The sequence below is a fragment of the Rhodococcus sp. NCIMB 12038 genome (assembly GCF_002165735.1).
Classification (GTDB): Bacteria; Actinomycetota; Actinomycetes; order Mycobacteriales; family Mycobacteriaceae; genus Rhodococcus_F.
The window spans coordinates 220,954-239,947 of sequence record NZ_NHML01000016.1; the positions used below are offsets into that span (position 1 = coordinate 220,954).

The 18,994-nt window shown below is 68.1% G+C and carries 17 protein-coding genes; 12 read left to right on the top strand and 5 right to left on the bottom strand.

The features are described from left to right. Window positions 1-36: 36 nt before the first annotated feature. Entirely contained in the window at window positions 37-489 is a 453-nt protein-coding gene (locus CA951_RS24965) for a MaoC family dehydratase (protein WP_087559376.1), read from the top strand. A 13-nt stretch (window positions 490-502) separates the two neighbouring features. Further along, window positions 503-1,699, top strand: a complete 1,197-nt coding sequence (locus CA951_RS24970) for an acetyl-CoA C-acetyltransferase (RefSeq protein WP_087559377.1) — start codon at window positions 503-505, stop codon at window positions 1,697-1,699. Here CA951_RS24970 and CA951_RS24975 read toward each other — a convergent pair. Both CA951_RS24975 and CA951_RS24980 read right to left on the bottom strand, forming a co-directional pair. Continuing rightward, window positions 1,696-3,132, bottom strand: a complete 1,437-nt coding sequence (locus CA951_RS24975; RefSeq protein ID WP_087559378.1) for an MFS transporter — start codon at window positions 3,130-3,132, stop codon at window positions 1,696-1,698. The genes CA951_RS24970 and CA951_RS24975 overlap by 4 nt on opposite strands. Beyond that, window positions 3,116-3,571, bottom strand: coding sequence for a MarR family winged helix-turn-helix transcriptional regulator (locus tag CA951_RS24980; RefSeq protein ID WP_087559379.1), 456 nt, complete (start codon window positions 3,569-3,571; stop codon window positions 3,116-3,118). Before CA951_RS24980 ends, CA951_RS24975 begins: the two co-directional genes overlap by 17 nt. Before the next feature lie 208 nt (window positions 3,572-3,779). Here CA951_RS24980 and CA951_RS24985 point away from each other — a divergent pair, with 208 nt between their 5' ends. Further along, a complete protein-coding gene (locus CA951_RS24985) occupies window positions 3,780-7,046 on the top strand; it encodes a protein kinase (RefSeq protein ID WP_087559380.1) in 3,267 nt (1,088 codons plus the stop codon). 21 nt (window positions 7,047-7,067) lie between these two features. Here the strand turns inward: CA951_RS24985 and CA951_RS24990 are convergent, their stop codons facing one another. Next, a complete protein-coding gene (locus tag CA951_RS24990; RefSeq protein ID WP_087559408.1) occupies window positions 7,068-7,865 on the bottom strand; it encodes a sulfite exporter TauE/SafE family protein in 798 nt (265 codons plus the stop codon). A 94-nt stretch (window positions 7,866-7,959) separates the two neighbouring features. On the opposite strand from CA951_RS24990, the gene CA951_RS24995 reads away from it, so the two are divergent. After that, entirely contained in the window at window positions 7,960-8,742 is a 783-nt protein-coding gene (locus CA951_RS24995; protein WP_218780514.1) for a helix-turn-helix domain-containing protein, read from the top strand. 35 nt (window positions 8,743-8,777) lie between these two features. On the opposite strand, the gene CA951_RS25000 is transcribed toward CA951_RS24995, so the two are convergent. Continuing rightward, entirely contained in the window at window positions 8,778-9,023 is a 246-nt protein-coding gene (locus CA951_RS25000; RefSeq protein WP_373414290.1) for an anti-sigma factor, read from the bottom strand. Between the two features lie 139 nt (window positions 9,024-9,162). Between CA951_RS25000 and CA951_RS25005 the strand changes: the two genes are divergently transcribed. Beyond that, window positions 9,163-9,825 carry a class I SAM-dependent methyltransferase gene (locus CA951_RS25005; protein WP_087559383.1) on the top strand — a complete coding sequence of 221 codons (663 nt, stop codon included), beginning with the start codon at window positions 9,163-9,165 and terminating at the stop codon, window positions 9,823-9,825. Between the two features lie 26 nt (window positions 9,826-9,851). Here the strand turns inward: CA951_RS25005 and CA951_RS25010 are convergent, their stop codons facing one another. Next, window positions 9,852-10,487, bottom strand: coding sequence for a TetR/AcrR family transcriptional regulator (locus CA951_RS25010; RefSeq protein ID WP_087559409.1), 636 nt, complete (start codon window positions 10,485-10,487; stop codon window positions 9,852-9,854). A 138-nt stretch (window positions 10,488-10,625) separates the two neighbouring features. Here CA951_RS25010 and CA951_RS25015 point away from each other — a divergent pair, with 138 nt between their 5' ends. The 7 genes from CA951_RS25015 to CA951_RS25045 all read left to right on the top strand — a co-directional run. Further along, the gene (locus CA951_RS25015; RefSeq protein WP_087559384.1) at window positions 10,626-11,762 is read left to right on the top strand and encodes a VOC family protein; all 1,137 of its coding nucleotides are present in this window, start codon (window positions 10,626-10,628) and stop codon (window positions 11,760-11,762) included. Further along, the gene (locus tag CA951_RS25020) at window positions 11,759-12,697 is read left to right on the top strand and encodes a fumarylacetoacetate hydrolase family protein (RefSeq protein ID WP_087559385.1); all 939 of its coding nucleotides are present in this window, start codon (window positions 11,759-11,761) and stop codon (window positions 12,695-12,697) included. The genes CA951_RS25015 and CA951_RS25020 overlap by 4 nt, the downstream gene beginning before the upstream one ends. After that, window positions 12,694-14,574 carry an acyl-CoA synthetase gene (locus CA951_RS25025; protein WP_087559386.1) on the top strand — a complete coding sequence of 627 codons (1,881 nt, stop codon included), beginning with the start codon at window positions 12,694-12,696 and terminating at the stop codon, window positions 14,572-14,574. The genes CA951_RS25020 and CA951_RS25025 overlap by 4 nt, the downstream gene beginning before the upstream one ends. Continuing rightward, window positions 14,550-16,118 (top strand): bifunctional 3-(3-hydroxy-phenyl)propionate/3-hydroxycinnamic acid hydroxylase, encoded by a 1,569-nt coding sequence (locus tag CA951_RS25030; RefSeq protein ID WP_256974064.1) that lies wholly within the window; start codon window positions 14,550-14,552, stop codon window positions 16,116-16,118. Before CA951_RS25025 ends, CA951_RS25030 begins: the two co-directional genes overlap by 25 nt. A gap of 40 nt (window positions 16,119-16,158) precedes the next feature. Continuing rightward, the gene (locus tag CA951_RS25035; protein WP_087559387.1) at window positions 16,159-17,301 is read left to right on the top strand and encodes a sugar diacid recognition domain-containing protein; all 1,143 of its coding nucleotides are present in this window, start codon (window positions 16,159-16,161) and stop codon (window positions 17,299-17,301) included. 111 nt (window positions 17,302-17,412) lie between these two features. Next, window positions 17,413-18,615: a glycerate kinase gene (locus CA951_RS25040; RefSeq protein ID WP_087559411.1), complete on the top strand. Its 1,203-nt coding sequence runs from the start codon at window positions 17,413-17,415 to the stop codon at window positions 18,613-18,615. A 50-nt stretch (window positions 18,616-18,665) separates the two neighbouring features. After that, a partial coding sequence (locus CA951_RS25045; RefSeq protein ID WP_256974065.1) for a pyruvate kinase occupies window positions 18,666-18,994 on the top strand: 329 nt, incomplete at its 3' end.

Sequence of the window (18,994 nt, forward strand, 5' to 3'; positions counted from 1 at the left end):
CACCCTGCCGGTACCGGGCCGACCCGAAGAGAGCTCATGCGCGTATTTCAGAACATCGACGACGTCGAAGCCGCAGTCGGCGAACATCTCGGCCACAGTGACTGGTTCGAGATCACGCAGGACCGCGTGAACGTGTTCGCCGATGCCACAGGCGACCACCAGTGGATCCACGTCGACCCCGAGCGGGCCGCCGAGGGTCCGTTCGGCGCCCCCATCGCCCACGGTTACCTCACGCTGTCGTTGCTGCCGAAGCTCGGGGCCGATCTGATGCGGGTCGAGGGCACGAAGCTGACGATCAACTACGGCCTCAACAAGGTTCGCTTCCCGAAGCCGGTGAAGGTCGGGGCGTCGATCCGGGTCGGCGGCGAGATCGCGGCGTTCGAGCACACGAAGCAGGGCGCGCAGGTCGTCGTCAAGTACACCATCGAGATCAAGGGCGAGGACAAGCCGGCGTGCGTCGCCGAGACCGTCCGCGTCCTGGTCTCCTGAAACGAGGAACAACATGCGAAGAGCAGCACTGGTCGCCCCCGTCCGCACCGCCGTCGGCCGCTTCGGCGGCGGACTGCGCGACGTACCCGCGGAGAGCCTCGCGGCGGCCGTCATCAAGGAGACCGTCGCACGGTCGGGCATCGACCCCGAACTCATCGAGGACGTCGCGATGGGCCAGTCGTACGCCAACTCCGAGGCCCCGTGCATCGGACGGTGGGCCGCACTCGAAGCGGGACTGCCGATCTCCGTCGCCGGACTGCAGACCGACCGCCGCTGCGGCACCGGACTGCAGGCCCTCGTGACCGCGTCGATGATGGTGCAGACCGGCGCCGCGGACGTCGTCCTCGCCGGTGGTGTCGAGTCGATGAGCAACATCGAGCACTACACCACCGGGGCCCGGTGGGGCACCCGCGCCGGATCGCTGAACCTCTACGACCGCCTCGACCGCGGCCGGGAGCGTTCCCAGCCGGAATGGCGATTCGGGAAGATCAGCGGAATGATCGAGACCGCCGAGAACGTCGCGACGCGGTGCGGAATCGGCCGCGAGGAGTCCGACGCGTTCGCCGCCGGCAGCCACGCCAAGGCCCACGCCGCTTGGGAGGCAGGCAAGTTCGACGACGAGGTGATCGAAGTGAAGATCACCGACCGCAAGGGTAACGTCTCCGTGGTGGCGCGTGACGAGGGCATCCGCCCGGACACCACCGCCGAGTCGCTGGCGCGGCTGCGCAGTGTCGTCAAGGACGGTGTCGTCACCGCGGGCAACGCGAGTCAGCAGAACGACGCGGCGTCGTCGATGCTCGTCGTCGCCGAGGACAAACTCGACGAACTCGGGCTCGAGCCGATGGGTTTCCTCACCGGGTGGGCCGCCGCCGGGTGTGAACCGGCACTGATGGGACTCGGCCCGGTCGCGGCCGCATCGAAGCTGTTCCGCCGCACCGGTGCGAGCTTCGACGACTTCACGCTGATCGAGCTGAACGAGGCATTTGCCTGCCAGGTGCTCGGGGTCCTGAAGGAATGGGGTTTCGAAGACCGGGACCGCCTCAACGTCAACGGGTCCGGCATCTCGCTCGGACACCCGATCGGCGCCACGGGCGCACGGATGACGACCACCGCGCTGCACGAGTTGAAGCGGCGCGGCGGCGGCAAGGCGCTCGTCACCATGTGCATCGGCGGCGGGCAGGGAATGGCCGCTGTCGTCGAGGGTGTCTAGCCCCGGCTGACGCGGGCGTCCGCCGGTTCCGATGCCGGGGCCGGCGGACGCGACATCACGTTGTTGACGAGCAGCGCCGCGAAGACGATGGCGCACCCGATGGCGCCGACGGCGAGAGCGGTCTTGATCCCGCCCTCGGTGGGGTGCAGGTCCGGCGCCAGGTTCGCGGCGAGCACCGCGCCCGCGACGGCGCTGCCGAACGAACCGCCGACGGTGCGCAGCACCTGATTGAAGCTCGCGGCGCTGCCGAGTTCGGTGTCCGCGACGCTGCGGGCGATCAGGGCGGGCATCGCCGCGTACGTCATACCCATTCCCATCCCGAACCCGAACATGCCGGTCAGGATTTCCCACAGTTCGTCGTGGGCGAACCAGAGGAGCACGCTCGAGGCCGTCACGAGGCCCGCGCCGGAGAGCAGCAGCGTCCTCATGCGTACCCGCTGTGATAGTGCGCGCACGAGTCGGTTCGCGCCGAAACTCGCCACCGACAGCGGAAGCATCACGAATCCTGCCCAGAACAGCGGCAGCGCGATGCCGTATCCGGTGGAGGCGGGCGCCTGGGCGATGAGGCTGCCGATCGAGAGTCCGATGTACATCGTGGCGCCGAGACCGATCGCGGTGCTGTTCGCGACCAGCACGTCACCGTTGCGCAGCACCCGCAGGTTGATCAGAGGATTCGCGGTGCGCAGTTCCACGACGCACCACAGCGTCAGCAGTATCGCCGCCGCGGCGAAGAATCCGAGGGTCCACGGAGAGGCCCATCCCCACCGCGAGCCCTCGCTGACACCGACGAGCAGTGCCGCGAGACCCGTTCCCACCAGCAGCGCGCCGGGGACGTCGAGAGTGCAGCGAGGTGCGCGCTCGTCCGGTCCCGCGGGAATCACCCGCCAGACGACGACGATGGTGGTGATCAGAAACAGCGCTGCGAACCAGAAGGCGAAGCGGAAACCGAGAAGGTCGGCGAGGATGCCGGTCAGGGGGTAGCCGAGCCCGAGTCCGGTGGTCACGGTCACCGACAGGCTGGAGATGCCGACGCGGGCCTGACTGTCGGGGAGATAGCGGCGGGCGAGCGCGATCGTCACCGGGACGATCCCGTACGTGAGTCCCTGCAGTGCGCGTCCGATCAGGAAGACGGTGAAGTTGGGAGCCGACGCGGCGATGATCGAACCGACGAGAATCGTCGCCAGGGAGCACAGGAGCAGGCGCTTCTTGTGGGGTCCGTCGCTCAGCCGGCCCATTATCGGCGTGGCGATCGCCCCGACCAGGAGGTTGACGGTGAGCATCCACTGTCCGGTGCTCACCTCGACGTGCATGTCCTGGGAGATCGTGGGCACCAGCAGCATGCCGAGAGAACTGACGACCGCGGTGGTCAGGGCGGCATAGGCGAGGGCGGGCAGTAACCGGGGACTTGTCGCGGATTCAGTCGGTGGATGCATCGTCCACCAACTTGCCTGTGGGGGCGTCGTCCACCAGTTTGCGCAGAATCGGGACGACGGAGTCGAGGGTCCGCTTCTCGTCGGCCGTCAGTCGTTCCGCGATGGCGTGGTTCAGCCAGTCCAGACCTTCCGACCGTTCCCGGGCCAGCCTCTCCCTCCCGGCATCGGTGAGTTCGATCCAGATCCGGCGCCGGTCTTGCTCGTCGGGAGTGCGCGCCACCAGGCCGAGGCCTTCGAGTTCGCGCACGGCCGTCGCGATCGCCTGGGGCGTGATTTTTTCGGCCGACGCGAGGGTCGAGGCCGACGTTCGTCCGTGCTTCGACAGGTACGCGAGCACACCTGTCTTTCCCACGGAGATCGTCCTGCCCGACGTGAGCTGTCGCCAGATCGGGCGCAGGGCTTCGCGAAGTACCTGCGCGGTGGCCTGTTCGGTGATCATGAGCGAAGCGTACAACCAAATTGATCAATCTAGTTGTCTAAATGGGGAGGCTCACACCGGCAACCGCAGGATCGCCCGCAGCGGACAGCGTCAGCGATATCCTTGAGGGCACGCCATCGAGAGGTGAGTCCACGGTTGTATCCGCGCTGGTCATGCCGTCGGAACCAGCGCGCGGCAGCACGAGCCGACGGAGTGAGTAGACCGTCCGATGGGTGAAGGTGACCCGCTCGACACGCAGCGGTACCCGCCCTCCCCGGCCGCGGAGCTGGCTGGCACCGGCTTCGACGACGCCCAGGAGATCGGGCACGGCGGCTTCGGCGTCGTCTACCGCTGCACCCAGGCCGACCTGGATCGCACGGTGGCGGTGAAGGTGCTCACCGTCGATCTCGACGAGGAGAACAAGGCCCGGTTCTTCCGGGAGCAGCGGGCAATGGGCCGGATGACCGGTCATCCGAACATCGTGAACATTCTGCAGGTCGGAGCCACCGCGAGCGGTCTTCCCTACATCGTGATGCCGTATCACCCGCAGGATTCTCTCGACGCGCTCATCCGTCGCCGCGGGCCGTTGCCGTTGACCGAGGCGCTGCGGGTGGGGGTGAAGATGGCGGGCGCGGTGGAGACGGCGCACCGGCTCGGGATCCTGCACCGGGATATCAAGCCTGCGAACATCCTGCTCTCCGATTACGGCGAGCCGGAGTTGACGGATTTCGGCATCGCGCACATCAGCGGCGGCTTCGAGACCGCGACCGGCGTCGTCACCGGGTCCCCGGCGTACACCGCACCGGAGGTCCTCGCCGGTGACCCGCCGAGCCCGGCCGCGGACGTCTACGGGCTCGGGGCGACGTTGTTCAGTGCGCTGACCGGTCACGCCGCGTTCGAACGCCGCAGCGGGGAGCAGGTGGTCGCGCAGTTCCTGCGGATCACCACGCAACCGGTGCCGGATCTGCGGGAGCACGGGATCCCGGACGATGTGTCCGATGTGATCGCCCGGGCGATGTCCCGCGAGCCCGATCAGCGACCGGCGACCGTCGCCGACTTCGGGGAGGAACTGCGGCAACTACAACGCAACCACGACCTCCCGGTCGACGACATGGCGCTGCGCACCGAGGCCGATGCGCACGGCAATGGCGAGGAACCGTCCTCGCATCCCGGACGGTCGTCGCACGGCCCGTCCACGCTGGGCGCGACGGGAAGTCTCCCACTGGAGCTGACGAGTTTCGTGGGCCGCCGTCACGAGCTCACCGAGGCGAAGAACCTGCTCGGCGGGTCTCGGCTGGTGACGCTGACCGGGATCGGCGGCGTCGGCAAGACGCGGCTGGCGATGCGGGTCGCGGCGGCGGTGCAACGCGAGTACGGCGACGGTGCGCGTTTGGTCGAGCTGGGCGAACTGCGCGACGGGTCCTCGCTGGTCGATGCGGTCGCCGCGGCGGTGGGGGTGCGGGATCAGTCGGTGCGGCCGCTGCGTGAGGTGTTGATCGAGTTCCTCGCGTCGAGGGAACTGCTGTTGGTCCTCGACAACTGCGAGCAGATGGTGGACGCGGTGGCCGACCTCGTGGGCCTCCTGCTCCGGGCCTGTCCGCGGTTGCGGATCCTGGCCACCAGCCGTGAACCCCTGGTCATCGGGGGAGAGGCGGTGTTGCGGGTGCCGCCGCTGGGCTTGCCGGATCCCGGCCGGCAGCCGTCGTTGCGGGGGTTGCCGAAATACGATGCGGTGACGTTGTTCGCCGACCGCGCCGCTGCTGCGGTGCCCGGGTTCGCGCTGACCGAGGACAACGCGGCGGCGGTGGCGGGGATCTGCCACCGTCTCGACGGGTTGCCGTTGCCGATCGAATTGGCCGCTGCCCGGTTGCGCGCGATGTCGCCCGCGCAGATCCTGCAGCGGCTGACCGACCGCTACAGCCTGCTGTCCCGCGGCAGCCGGGGTGTCCCGACGCGGCAACAGACCCTGCGGTTGTCGGTGGACTGGAGTTTCGAACTGTGCACCGCCGGTGAACAACTGGTGTGGGGACGGCTGGCGGTGTTCGCGGGCAGCTTCGAACTCGATGCCGCCGAGCAGGTCTGCGGCGCCGGTCTGGGCCCGGACGAGCTGCTGGACACGCTGACATCCCTGGCCGACAAGTCGATCCTGATCCGGGAGGAGCACGGATCGGTGGTCCGGTTCCGGATGCTCGAGACCCTCCGCGAGTACGGCTACGAGAAGCTGGAACAAACCGGTGAGACTGTGACTTTGCGCCGCCGCCATCGGAATTGGTATGAGGCGCTGGCGCTCGATTCGGAAAAGGAGTGGATCAGCGCCCGCCAGCTGGACTGGATCGCCCGCTTGAAGCGGGAGCAACCGAATTTCCGGGAGGCCCTCGAATTCGACGTCGACGACGATCCCGGCGCCGGCCTCCGCACCGCCGCCGCACTGTTCCTGTTCTGGAGTTCCCAGGGAATCTACAACGAGGGTCGGCGCTGGCTCGAGGAACTGATCGCCCTCCAGAGTGGGCCACCCACCCGCGAGTGGGCCAAGGCGATCTACTGCGCGAGCGTGATGGCCAACGTCCAGGGCGATCTCGAGACGGGGGCCGCGCTCGTGGCGGAGGGACGCACGCTCGCCGCCCAGACCAGCGACCCGATGATGCGCGCGTTCGTTTCCTTCGCTGACGGAATGCTGGCCCTCCTCGGTGGGGATCCCGTCCGCGCCCGCTCGTACCTCGAACCCGCATTTGCGGAGTTCAGCGAACGCGGAGAGCGAACGCTCGCGGTAGCTGCCCTGTATCCGCTGGGGACGGCCTACGGGCTGTCCGGTCTGACGGAGGAGGCCGTCGAACGCCACGAGCGGATCCTTGCGATCACGAAAAAGTACGGCGAGAAGATGTACCGGTCTCATTCGCTGTGGGCCTTGGGAATCGCCGAATGGCAGAAGGGTGATGCGGATCGCGCGGTCCGGCTCCTCGACGAGGCGCTGGAGCTGACCAAGCAGGTGCGCAGTCCCCGCGTCGTCGCCTCCTGCCTCGCGGCCCTCGCCTGGATCGGCGTCGAACAACATGACGCACTCCGGGCCGCCGTGCTGCTGGGCGCCGGCGACGAGCTGGCGCGGGCGATCGGCAGTTCTGCCGTCATCCATTCCAACCTGATTGTCTACCACGAGGAATGCGCCGAGAAGGCCCGGAAGAAACTCGGCGACAAAGCATTCGCAGCGGCCAAGCGCAAAGGCGAACAACTCGGCTTCGACGCGGCCATCGCCTACGCCCTGCACGAGCAACCGTCCGGCGCCTCCGCGCCCGACACCGACACGCCGGCGCAACTGACGAAGAGGGAACGCCAAGTCGCCGACCTCATCGCCGAAGGCCTGACCAACCAGGCGATCGCCGACCGTCTGGTGATCTCCCCCCGCACCGCACAGGGCCACGTGGAGCACATCCTCGCGAAACTGGGCTTCACCTCCCGCACCCAGGTCGCCGCCTGGGTCGTCGAACGGGCGCACGACTAAAGCCCGGGCCGCCTCGCTCGGTCACCGAAATGCCGCTGCCGCGGTGGTGATGGTGACCGCGACGAGGAGGAGTATGTAGCTGACCGCGTGGACGCGGTCGGGCAGGCGGGGTGGCCGCCGCCGCAGGAGGACGATCACCGGGAGTGCGCCGAGGAGCAGAGCAAACGCCGCGGCCACGTCGACCGAGCCGACGAGTGCGGTCCCCGACGTCGTTCCGGGAGCACCGGCGGCGAGGAAGGTGAGGGCCGCAGGCAGGCTGATCGCGAGGGTCAGCGGGTTCGCGAGGGTCGTGACCACGTCCATTCCCTGGCCGGCGCGGCGCAGGAGTGGCACTGTCATGACGCTGCCGCCGACGCCGAGGAACGCCGCGGTCGCGCCGATCGGAAGTCCGAGCGGGGTCGGGATCGGGAACTGCTGTTGCGGGTGGATCGTGTTCGGCGTATTCGGACGGACGAATCCCGGTCGCAGCAGAACGTCGACGATCGTCACGACGAGGTAGAGCCCGAATCCCCACTGGATGACGGCACCCGGCACGTGCCGCGCGAGGAGGGCGCCCACGATGCCGCCGAGCCCGAGAAGAACGAGGAGCCCGCGCGCCCGTCGTAATCGCCGCAGCACCGTGCCGGGCGTCGCGGCGGTGGCGACGGCGGCATTGATCAGCATGACCGCAGCGGACGTGGCGACGGCGACCTGCGCCGCGGTGTCACCGATCCCGGACTCGGCCCAGAGGATGACGGGGACGGTCACGAATCCGCCACCGAAACCGAAGAGGACGGTGGTCACTCCGGTGACGAGACCGATGAGGACGAGGACGAACAGACTCACGGGGTCCAGTTCACCGTACGGACGCCGTGACGACAATCGAATGCTGGTCGGGTTCTTTCGAGAGTCAGCCCCGGTAGGTTCGAATGCTGTGAGGAATGTGCCGCTCAGCGAGGTCGACGGTGTCGAGCGGGATGTGCTGGCAATCGCGACCGACTACTCGCCCGGGTTCCTGCTGGACTGGCACGAGCATCGCCGTGCGCAGTTCCTGTACGGCGCTACCGGAACGATGATCGTCGACACGGGCGACGGCACGTGGACGGTCCCCACAGCTCAAGGGGTGATGATCCCACCCGCGATTCGGCATCGGGTGCGGATGCTCGACGCGACCACGAGCAGCCTGTACATCGAGCCGGTCGCGGTGCCGTGGTGGCCCTCGTCGTGCGTTGTGGTCGAGGTGTCGTCGTTGCTCCGCGAATTGCTGCTCGTCGCTGCGGATCTGCCCGCCGCATACGACCGCGGAGGGCGCGACGGCGCCATCGCGGCGCTGCTGCTGTTCGAGCTGTCGACCCTCGGGTCGCTGCCGCTGCATCTCACTCTGCCGGCGTCGCCCGATCTGGTCGCGCTGTGCAGGGACTATCTCGGCACGCCGGAGGCCGGTGTGACGAACGCCGACTGGGCGGGCCGGGTGGCGATGAGCGAACGTGCCTTCACGAGAAAATTCGTCCGCGAGACGGGTATCAGTCCGGCGGCGTGGCGTCTGCGGGCTCGGTTGCTGGCGGCCATCCCGATGTTGCGCTCGCAACCGGTGACCCGGGTCGCGACGAGCCTCGGGTATGCGTCGCCGGCCGCGTTCTCGTACGCGTTCAGCCACGAGTTCGGCATGTCACCATCCGCCGTGGGCCGCCGCGAAGGCATATCTCGTCGTCAGTGAATTACTGTGTCACGTAACGGTTTCCCGCGAGAGTTTCAGCATCGCCGCCGGAAGTCGGTGAGGATGCGGTCCCGTAAAGCCGGGTCGAGATCCTCGAGCGACAGTTCGCCGAGGGTGTGCACCGTCTGTTTCATCTGGTCGACGTAGTTGGCGCAGCCGCCGCATTCGTCCACGTGCGTCTCGAACCTGGCCTTGTTCTGCGCGGCGAACGCATCCTCGAGGTAGACGGTGACGAGTTCGACCAGTTCCTGACAGTCCATCGTTCGTTTCGATTCCTTCACGGGAGCGCCTCCTGAGTCCCGCCGACCCAGCGTCTGCGGCTATTGCCACAGTGTCCTGAAGTGCCCGGATCGTTACACCGGACGGAACGGCGTGCGGATGCGTGGTGGCGACGGGCGGCGCGGGCGTACGGTCGAGGTCATGACCGAGGACAACCAGGTTGCGCCGTGGGACGACATCTACCGAGGCGATGCGAAGGAATTTTCGGGGCCGGTTCCGTGGAACATCGGTGAGCCGCAGCCCGAGATCGCCGCGCTGATCGCGGAAGGCAAATTCCGCAGCGACGTGCTGGACGCGGGGTGCGGACACGCCGAAACGTCCCTGCAACTGGCGGCGCAGGGATACACGGTGGTCGGTCTGGACCTGTCGCCGACGGCCATCGCGGCGGCACAGGCGGCAGCGGCTGATCGTGGCCTGACGACGGCCACCTACCAGGTGGCGGACATCACCTCGTTCACGGGTTTCGACGGCCGATTCGCGACGATCGTCGACAGCACCCTCTTCCATTCGCTGCCCGTGGACCGGCGGCGCGACTATCTGCAGGCCGTGGCCCGGGCGGCCGCACCCGGCGCGTCCTACTACATCCTGGTGTTCGCGAAGGGCGCCTTCCCCGAGGGACAGGGGCCGAACCCGGTGATCGACGACGAGCTACGGGAGGCCGTCGCCGAATACTGGACCATCGACGACCTGCGCCCGGCGTTCATTCACGCGCTGCTCGGTCCGGACGAGGCCGCGAACTGGCAGCGCGACGACAAGGGCCGGACCATGCTGCCTGCATGGCTCCTGTCGGCTCACCGCGACTGAGTTGCGACCGCGCCGCCACTGGTCTGCTAATCGAGATCGGGCAGCGGCCGGGTGCAGACGTCGTGTGCGTCGGCGGCCGAGAGACCGAACGTGCGGAGGATGTCTTCGGTGATCCGGTCGGTCGCTTCGGCGGCGTCGCGATCCGGTTGATCGTGCAATAGCTGACCGAGGCCGACGATGGCGCCGGCAGCGAGGACGAGCGCCAGCTCGGGGTCGCGAACGGCGAAACGGCCTGCTGCGACGGCTGTTTCGATGTCCCGTTGGGCGCGGGGCGCCAGGCCGCGATCGGCGGTGATCAGGGCGGGCCCGTTGTTGAGCAGGACGCGGCTCAACTCCGGTTCGTTCCGGAACAACCTGCCGGTCAACCGGAAGCTCTGCGCGAAGATCTCGGCGGGGTCGTCGAGATCCCCGGTCAGCCTGTCGAGCACGTTGCCGTGCGATTCCAGCGCGTCGTCGACGGCCGCGCGGAAGAGGTCGTCCTTGCTCTCGAAGTGGTTGTAGAACGAGCCCATCCCGACGTCCGCCGCCTGGGTGATCTCCAGGACCGGCGCGTTGAGCTTTCCGGCGGCGATGAATGTCTGTGCCGCCCGGACCAACGCCGCGCGAGTGTGCGCCTTCCTGCGCTCGAGTCGGCTCTCCGCCGCACGCTCCTGCGTGGCCATCTCCTGGGGCACCACCTCTCAGCCGCTGATCGGCGCAGCCAACGTAGCACACAACCTCAGTGGTGACGATTTCGTCAAGACTATTGACTGACTGATCCCTCATGAGTGACGATATCGTCAATTAGTGAGGAGCGGCACATGACCAGTCATCACACCGACGCCCACCGCAATCTGCACAGCGAGCACGGAGCGCTGCGCGGTGAACACCCCGGCCGGGCGCCGAATCCGGTCGTGAAGGTGCAGGATCTGGCGTGGCTGGAGTTCCGGAAGCCGGATCTCGACCGAGCGGAAATCTTCGCGCACGCCTTCGGTTTCACGACCGCCCTGCGCACCGCCGACCAGCTGCAGTTGCGGGGAACCGACGCCGGGGCGCCGTGCGTGATCATTCGTAGGGGACCGCGATCGGCGTTCGCCGGTGCCGCGTTTCTCGCGGCGGACGCCACCGACGTCCTGCGACTGGCGGAGGTGACCGGCGGACCTGTCGAACGGTTGCCGGAGGGTCTGGGCGGCGTCGCGGTCGATCTCACCGATCCGAGCGGCGGCTGGGTGCGAGTGGTCGCCGACGTGGATCGGCTCCCCGCGCTTCCCGCCCAGGCGTCCCGCACCTACAACTTCGGGCACGACCGGGGCCGCGAGAACGCCACCCAGCGACCGCCGCGGGAACCGGCCCGCGTGCAGCGACTCGGACACGTGGTCCTGCAGAGCACCCGGTACCTGGAGAACCTCAACTGGTACCTGAAGAACCTGGGCCTGATCGTCAGCGACTTCCTGTACTACCCGGACCAGCGCGAGCGCGGCCCGGTGATGAGCTTCATCCGCTGCGATCGCGGCGAAACCCCGAGTGACCACCACACCGTGGCGATGACCCTCGGTCCGAGCAACCGGTACGTGCACTCGGCGTATCAGGTGTGCGATCTCGACACCCTCGCGGCGGGCGGTGAATACCTGCTGGATCGGGGATACCGCCGCTCGTGGGGAATCGGACGCCACATCCAGGGCAGCCAGATCTTCGACTACTGGCGCGACCCGGACGGATTCCTGGTGGAGCACTTCAGTGACGGCGACCTGTTCGACTGCTCTCTCGAACCCGGGTGGGCACCGATGAGCGCGTCCGGGCTGGCTCAATGGGGGCCGCCGGCGACCAAGGACTTCCTCGGCGTCTCACCCGACAGGGCGTCGCTGCGGGAACTGCGCGCCATGATCACCTCGCTCCGCGAGGACAACGAATTCGATTTCCAACGCCTCCGCGGCCTGCTGAAAGTGGCTTCCTCATGAGTATTTCCGTCCTTCGCACCTCCGACGGCTGGTGGGTGCAGACTGCCACCGGCGCGGCCGAAATCGACACTGCGGCCATCACCACGGCGCAACTGCTGGCGGACCGGGCGGCCATCGAAACCGCGGCGTCCGCCGGCCGTACGATCCCGGTCGAAACCCTCGACCTGATCTCTCCCGTCACCGCACCGTGTCGGGTGGTGGCCCAGATGACCAATTTCGTGTCGCACGTGAAGGACTCGGGTATGAACCCCGATACCGTGCCGCTGACCTTCTTCCGCAAATCGTCCGGGTCGATCAGCGGGCCCTACGACGACGTGATCAAACCCGGCCACGTCCGGTTTCTCGACTACGAGGTGGAAATCGGGCTGGTCTTCGGCCGGTCCGTGCCGGTGGGTACCGCGATCGACGAGGACAATATTGCCGACTTCGTCGCCGGTCTGGTCGTCACCAACGACGTCTCGGCCCGCGACATCCAGCTGCCGAAAACCCAGTTTTACGAGGCGAAGTCGTACCCGACGTTCACTCCGGTCGGCCCGGCGCTGGTGCTGCTGGAGGCGGGGGAGTTCAAGCGTTTCGAGGATCTCCGCCTGACGCTGCGGGTGAATGGAGTTGTCCGGCAGGACATGACGGTGTCGGACATGATCTACCGTCCCGTCGAGGCGCTACGGGCGCTCACCAAATTCCAGCGTCTGGATGCCGGTGATCTGCTGCTCACCGGCACTCCGGGCGGCACCGCGCTGAAGGCTCCCGCCAAGCCGATCGAAATCCTCGGCTCACTCCTGCCCCCGGCGGTGAAGTGGAAGAATTTCTTCGCGTCCCAATCGAAGAACCCGAAGTACCTACAGGACGGCGACGTCGTCGAACTGTCGATCGCCACCGACGACGGGGCCCTGGATCTGGGCATCCAACGCACCGTCGCGAGGTACGCCCGGTGAGCAACCAAATATTGTGGCCGGCCTACGACCAGCCGCGCGATCTCGCTGCCATCGAGACGGTTCCGCTCGAGGAGCGGGGACTGCCCACGTCCACCTACGATCTGCTGGTTCGGGCGGCGGGTCTGTGGCCCGAGCGCACCGCGCTGACCGTTCTCCCCGACGGCGCGCGCTGGCGCGAACCCGTGAGCCGGACGTACGCGCAGGTCCTCGCGGACGTGCACCGCGCCGCCAACGCCCTCCACGACGCCGGTGTCGGGCGAGGCGACGCCGTGGCGCTGATGTCCCCGAACTGCGACGAACTGATCACCGCAACCCTCGCCGCGCAGGTCGCGGGGATCGCCGCACCGATCAACGCGGGCCTGTCCACCGGGCAGATCGCCGAGTTGCTGCGCCGAACGGGAGCACGCGTGATGGTCACCGCCGGACCGGATCTCGATGCCCGGATCTGGTCGACCGCACGGGCTCTCGCCGCTGCCGGTGCGATCGACACCCTGCTGCTGCTCCGCCCGACCGGCACCCGGGTGCCTTCGGACCCACCGGTCATCGACGGGGTCCGGGTCGCCTACCTCGACGCGGCGGGGCGGGACGCAACCGGTTTCGCCGGCGTCGCCCCGACGGGGCACGACCTGGCGGCACTGTTTCACACGGGCGGCACCACGGGCGCCCCGAAGCTGGCCGCTCACACGCACACGAACGAGGTGGCCGACGCGTGGATGATCGCGGCCAACTCGGTGCTCGACGACGATTCCCGCGTCTTCGCCGCCCTACCGCTGTTCCACGTCAACGCCCTGATCGTCACGGTGCTCGCACCGATGCTGCGGGGGCAGTCCGTGATCTGGGCCGGGCCGGCCGGATACCGGGACGCCGCACTCTACGGGGAGTTCTGGAAGATCGTCGAGCACTACCGCCTCGCGGCGATGAGCGCGGTGCCCACCGTGTACTCGGTGCTCGCGCAGTGCCCCGTCGACGCGGACATCTCGAGTCTGCACGTGTGCATGGTGGGGGCGTCGGCGCTGCCCCCGGCGGTGCGTGACGGTTTCGAGTCCCACACCGGCGTCCGGCTGCTCGAGGGGTACGGCCTGACCGAGGCGACCTGCGCCAGCGCCCGCAGCTTTTCCACCGCGCCCCGCCCGGGGTCGGTGGGGCAACGGATGCCGTACCAGCAGATCAAGACCGTGCGGGCCGCTCCGGACGGCCGATGGACGGACCTGCCCGACGGGGAGGTCGGGACGATCGCGATCAGCGGTCCCACCGTCTTCGCCGGCTACGTCGTCGGCCGGGAGGCGCACGGGTTCGTGCTCGACGGGAGGGGTGTGCTCGTCGACGGCTGGCTCGACACCGGGGATCTCGGCCGCGTCGATCCCGACGGTTTCGTTCACCTGACGGGGCGTGCGAAGGATCTGATCATCCGCGGTGGCCACAACATCGATCCGGCGGTGATCGAGGACGCACTGCTCGCACACCCTGCCGTGACCGGAGCGGCCGCCGTCGCATGCCCCGATATCCACTCGGGGGAAGTTCCGGTTGCCTATGTGACCGTGACGGCGAGCGCCGAAGTGTCCGAGCAGCAACTCCTTTCCTGGGCGGCCGAACATGTCGCCGAGTCGGCTGCCGCCCCGAAGTCGGTGACCGTGATCGATACTTTGCCGGTCACCGATGTCGGCAAACCGTACAAGCTCGCCCTCCGCGCCGACGCGGCCCGCCGCGTGGCCGAGGACGCCCTCGGCGGCGTCACCGGCGTCGACAGTGTTCACACCGTCGTCGAGGACGGTACCGTCGTCGTCCTCGTCACCGCACCTCCAGGCGGCGACACGACCGGGGTGAAGACGGCGCTCGACCGGTTACCGGTGACGTGGCGGTTCGGGATGACGTCGTGATCGCCCCGCACTACCCGGTCGTCATCGTCGGCGCCGGGCCCACCGGACTGACGGCCGCAACGCTGCTGGCCCGGTACGGGGTCGAATGCCTGCTGCTGGACCGGTGGGACGGTGTGTACCAGCAACCGCGGGCGGTCCACCTCGACGACGAGGTGTACCGCATCCTCGCCCGGCTCGGGCTGGCCGAAGAATTCGCGGAAATCTCGCGACCGGCCCGCGGTCTGCGACTGGTCGACCGGGACATGACGATCCTGGCCGAGTTCCGCCGCGACAACGCTCGAAACCTGCACGGCTTCCCGCAGGCGAACATGTTCGATCAGCCCGAACTCGAGACACTTCTCCGCGCGGGGCTCACGCGCCACGACCGCGTCAGCATGTGCGGCAACAGTGAGGTCACGCGCGTCGCGCATGGCCGCGACCACGTGCGGGTGGATTTCACCGACCGGGTCACCGGCGAGCGGCGGGCGGTCCGCGCCGACTACGTACTCGGCTGCGACGGCGCCAACAGCACCGTGCGAACCTCGATCGGCTCGGCGATGGAGAATCTGGGATTCACGCAACGCTGGCTCGTCGTCGACATCGCCACCGACGCGGACCTCGATCAGTGGGAAGGTGTGCATCAGGTGTGCGACCCGGTACGGGCGGCGACCTACATGCGGATCGGTGACACCCGCTACCGGTGGGAGTTCCGGCTGCGGCCCGGCGAATGCGCGGCGACCTACGCCGACCTCGACGCCCTGCGTCCGCTGATCACGCCCTGGACGGCGAACGTTGCCGACACCGACCTCGAGCTGATCAGAGTGGCGGACTACACCTTCCGCGCCCAGCTCGCCGACCGGTGGCGCGACCGGCGAGTATTCCTGCTGGGCGACGCGGCGCACCTGACGCCACCGTTCATCGGCCAGGGCATGGGCGCCGGACTGCGGGATGCGAGCAACCTGACGTGGAAGCTGGCCGGCGTCCTGGGTGGGACCCTGCCCGAATCCTGCCTCGACACGTATCAGCGCGAGCGAAAGTCGCACGCGAAGTCCATGATCCGGCTCGCCGTCGGCGTCGGACGGGCGATGACCGAGGGCGGTGAACTCGGTAACGTTCTGCGTCGGCGGATCGCCCCGATGGCGCGGTGGATTCCTGGTCTGAACGCCAAGGTCACCGACAGCGCGACGCCGCCACTGCGGACCTCCGGCTTCGTCGAGACGGGGCTGCGCCGGGGACTGGCCGGCACGCTGTGCCCCAACCCGGTCGTCGACGTCGACGGTGGGCGACTCGACGCGGGGGCGCCCGGACGGTTCCTCGTGGTGACGTCGACTCCGCCAACCCCCGGCCAGCGGTGCGAGATCGACCGACGCGGGGCCGTCGTCGTAGCCGCCGCACCCGAGTCCGAACTCGGCCGGTGGCTTGCCCGCGGGCACGCCGTCGCGGCGATCGTGCGTCCCGACCGGACCGTCATGCGGGCCGGGCGATCACTCTCGGCGGTGTACACCGCGCTGCCGACGTTCCTCCCGCCGACCGAATTCGACGAGAGCACCTGTGGCGCCGGGTAGGTCTGGTCCGTAGTGCCTCTCGTACGTTTAGTCTTGCTGCATGACCTGGGCGGCGCAGGACGGCGACGAGGACGAATTCGCGTACGTGTTCACCGGCGAACTCGCTCAGCGTGTGGTGGACGAGGTGAGCCCCCGACTGGACTACAACATCAATCTGATGGACCGCAACGGCCGAATCATCGGGTCGGTCGACGGGACGCGTATCGGTACCGTGCACGCCGGTGCGCTCGAGGCCATCCGGGACGGCCGGCGAGTCCTCGTGGACACCGACGAAGAATCTGCGGAGGTCAGAGCCGGGATCAACATTCCCCTGACGCTCGACGGGCGGATCGTCGGTGCAGTGGGCGTCACGGGCGACCCAGGCGAGGTCGAATCGGTGTGCAACGTCCTCGCCCTCACCGTGGAACTGTTGTTACGGAACGAGCAGCACCGGGACAGTTCACGGTGGCGGGAAGCGGCCGTGCGCGAACTGCTCCTCGGCCTGGTGAACGGAACCGTCACCGAGAACGGCCTGCTGGAAGCGTTACGCCACATCGGATCACCGATGACCCCGCCGTGGAACATCACGGCGGTCGTCCCCGCAGCGGGCAGCGGATCGTGGTCCCTTCCCTCGTCCACGTCGGTGGCCCTGCTTCGACGGGTCCAGGGGGTCGCCGGGGTGGTTGCCGCCGAATTGCAGGGCGCGGTGTGGGTTCTGAGCGGTTCGGTGACAGACCGCACACTCGCCGCGACTTGGCAACGGCTGCGCACCGGCGACGTCCGTCTCATCACCGGCAGGCATGCCGCTACGTCTCGCGAATTGTCCGTGGACGCTGCCCGGCTGGGCATCCTCCTGGCCCGGGCGCACCTGCTGCCCGCGGGAGAGGAGACGAAACTCTCCGCACTGGTGCCCGAAACAGCTGTCGCACAGCAGTCCCGGGAGATTTCACACGACACCGTGGAGCGCGTCCTCACGCCGCTGTCCGCGACCCTGCGCGAGACCGCTCGCGCCTTCCTCGACCACGATCTGTCGATCGCGGCGACGGCGACCGCCCTCGAGGTGCACCGCAACACGCTGGTCCAGCGACTCGATCGGATCCAGCACGTCACCGCATTGAACCTGCGCATTTTCGACCACGCCGTCGCCATGCGCCTGGCACTCCTCGCGGCCGCGGCGCTGGAGGATCCGCACCGCGGAGCGTGAAGCGCTGCCGAGCGCGTACGACAATGTGCACATATTTAGCGGCCCGAATTGAGTGAGAATCTGTGCAGAATATACATATGACCCCGGGTGTGGGAGACCTACGCTCTATTCATGCGAAAGCGCACACCTACCGTTGTCCTCGCTCCCGACTCGTTCAAGGGGAGCCTCTCCGCCGTTGACGTCGCAGCCGCGATGGCCGCCGGTGTCCGTGCAGTGCTCGGCGCCGACGTCCGGATCGTGCAATGCCCGCTCGCGGACGGTGGCGAGGGCACGTTGCAGACGTTCCTCTCGGCCGGCAACGCCGAGCCCCGGGTGATCCACGCTCACGATGCCCTCAGACGCCCGCGGAGCGCCCGCTACGGACTGTCGAACGACGGCAGGGTCGCGATCATCGAGGCCGCGGAAGCGAACGGTCTGCCGCATGTGGCGGACGTTCCACCGTCACCGTTGCGGGCGGATACCTTTGGCGTCGGCGAAATCGCCGTGAGCGCACTGGAAGACGGTGTTGAAGAAGTCCTTCTGTGCATCGGAGGCAGCGCAACCACCGACGGGGGCACCGGGATGCTCCGCGCACTCGGTGTGCGATTCCTCGACGCAGACGGTCACGACGTGGAACCCGGCGGTGCGGGGCTGGGCGACATCGTCGCCATCGACGAGTCACAGTTGCACCCCCGGGCGCGGTCGGTGCGCTGGCGCGTCGCGACCGACGTCGACAATCCCCTCTGCGGGGAGAACGGGGCGGCCGCGGTGTTCGGGCCGCAGAAGGGCGCGACGGCCGACCAGGTCCGCGAATTGGATTCCGGGCTCGGACAGTTGGCGATCGCTCTCCGCGCTGCGTACGGGGCCGACATTCTGGCCCTGCGCGGAGCGGGAGCGGCCGGCGGGATGTCGGCCTGCCTGAGCGCAATCCTCGCCGCGGAACTGGTGCCCGGCAGTGATCTCGTCTCGGAAACGGTGGGGCTGCGGTCTCTGTGCGCCGACGCGGACCTGGTGATCACGGGGGAAGGGGCCTTCGACGCGCAGTCGCTGCAGGGGAAGGTGGTGCAGGGCGTCGTTCGTCAGACGCCGACCGAGTGCCCCGTGGTCGTGATCGCCGGTACGGTTCGCCTGTCCGCAGCCGAGATTCGCGCTGCCCGGATCTCGGCGGCGTTCTCCATCGCCCGCGGTCCGGCGGAACTCCACGAATTGCTCGACAACACCGCCGAACTCCTTCAGGAGGCAACCGCTCAGGTCGTCGGACTGATCGACAGTCAATGGAGCCTCCCCGCGCCGACGCAGACGCATGCGCGAGCGACCGCGGACAGTCCGTCGTGACGAACCTTTCAAGTCACACAACCACTCTCAACTCAGCCGCGAGGAGTCACATGCCCACCATCGATCTCGAACGGTCCGCGTCACCCACCGCACAGCCCGAACTGCTCGGCACCTCCCGACGCACGAAGATCGTATGCACACTTGGACCTGCTACCGCCACCGGTGACCGTATTCGCGAGCTCGTCGAAAGCGGTATGGACGTGGCCCGGCTGAATTTCAGCCACGGCGAGCACGCCGACCACGAGGAGAACTACAAACGCGTGAGGGCGGCCGCGGAGGCGACGGGCAAGGCGGTCGGTGTCCTCGGCGATCTGCAGGGCACGAAGATCCGGTTGGGCCGGTTCGCGGAGGGTCGCACCACGTGGGCCAACGGTGAGGA

What these genes read in the sequence shown, in the direction of transcription:
- CA951_RS24965 (WP_087559376.1), top strand. Translation starts at nt 37, where the DNA reads ATGCGCGTATTTCAGAACATCGACGACGTCGAAGCCGCAGTCGGCGAA.
- CA951_RS24970 (WP_087559377.1), top strand. Translation starts at nt 503, where the DNA reads ATGCGAAGAGCAGCACTGGTCGCCCCCGTCCGCACCGCCGTCGGCCGC.
- CA951_RS24975 (WP_087559378.1), bottom strand. Translation starts at nt 3,132, where the DNA reads ATGCATCCACCGACTGAATCCGCGACAAGTCCCCGGTTACTGCCCGCC.
- CA951_RS24980 (WP_087559379.1), bottom strand. Translation starts at nt 3,571, where the DNA reads ATGATCACCGAACAGGCCACCGCGCAGGTACTTCGCGAAGCCCTGCGC.
- CA951_RS24985 (WP_087559380.1), top strand. Translation starts at nt 3,780, where the DNA reads ATGGGTGAAGGTGACCCGCTCGACACGCAGCGGTACCCGCCCTCCCCG.
- CA951_RS25005 (WP_087559383.1), top strand. Translation starts at nt 9,163, where the DNA reads ATGACCGAGGACAACCAGGTTGCGCCGTGGGACGACATCTACCGAGGC.
- CA951_RS25010 (WP_087559409.1), bottom strand. Translation starts at nt 10,487, where the DNA reads ATGGCCACGCAGGAGCGTGCGGCGGAGAGCCGACTCGAGCGCAGGAAG.
- CA951_RS25015 (WP_087559384.1), top strand. Translation starts at nt 10,626, where the DNA reads ATGACCAGTCATCACACCGACGCCCACCGCAATCTGCACAGCGAGCAC.
- CA951_RS25020 (WP_087559385.1), top strand. Translation starts at nt 11,759, where the DNA reads ATGAGTATTTCCGTCCTTCGCACCTCCGACGGCTGGTGGGTGCAGACT.
- CA951_RS25035 (WP_087559387.1), top strand. Translation starts at nt 16,159, where the DNA reads ATGACCTGGGCGGCGCAGGACGGCGACGAGGACGAATTCGCGTACGTG.
- CA951_RS25040 (WP_087559411.1), top strand. Translation starts at nt 17,413, where the DNA reads ATGCGAAAGCGCACACCTACCGTTGTCCTCGCTCCCGACTCGTTCAAG.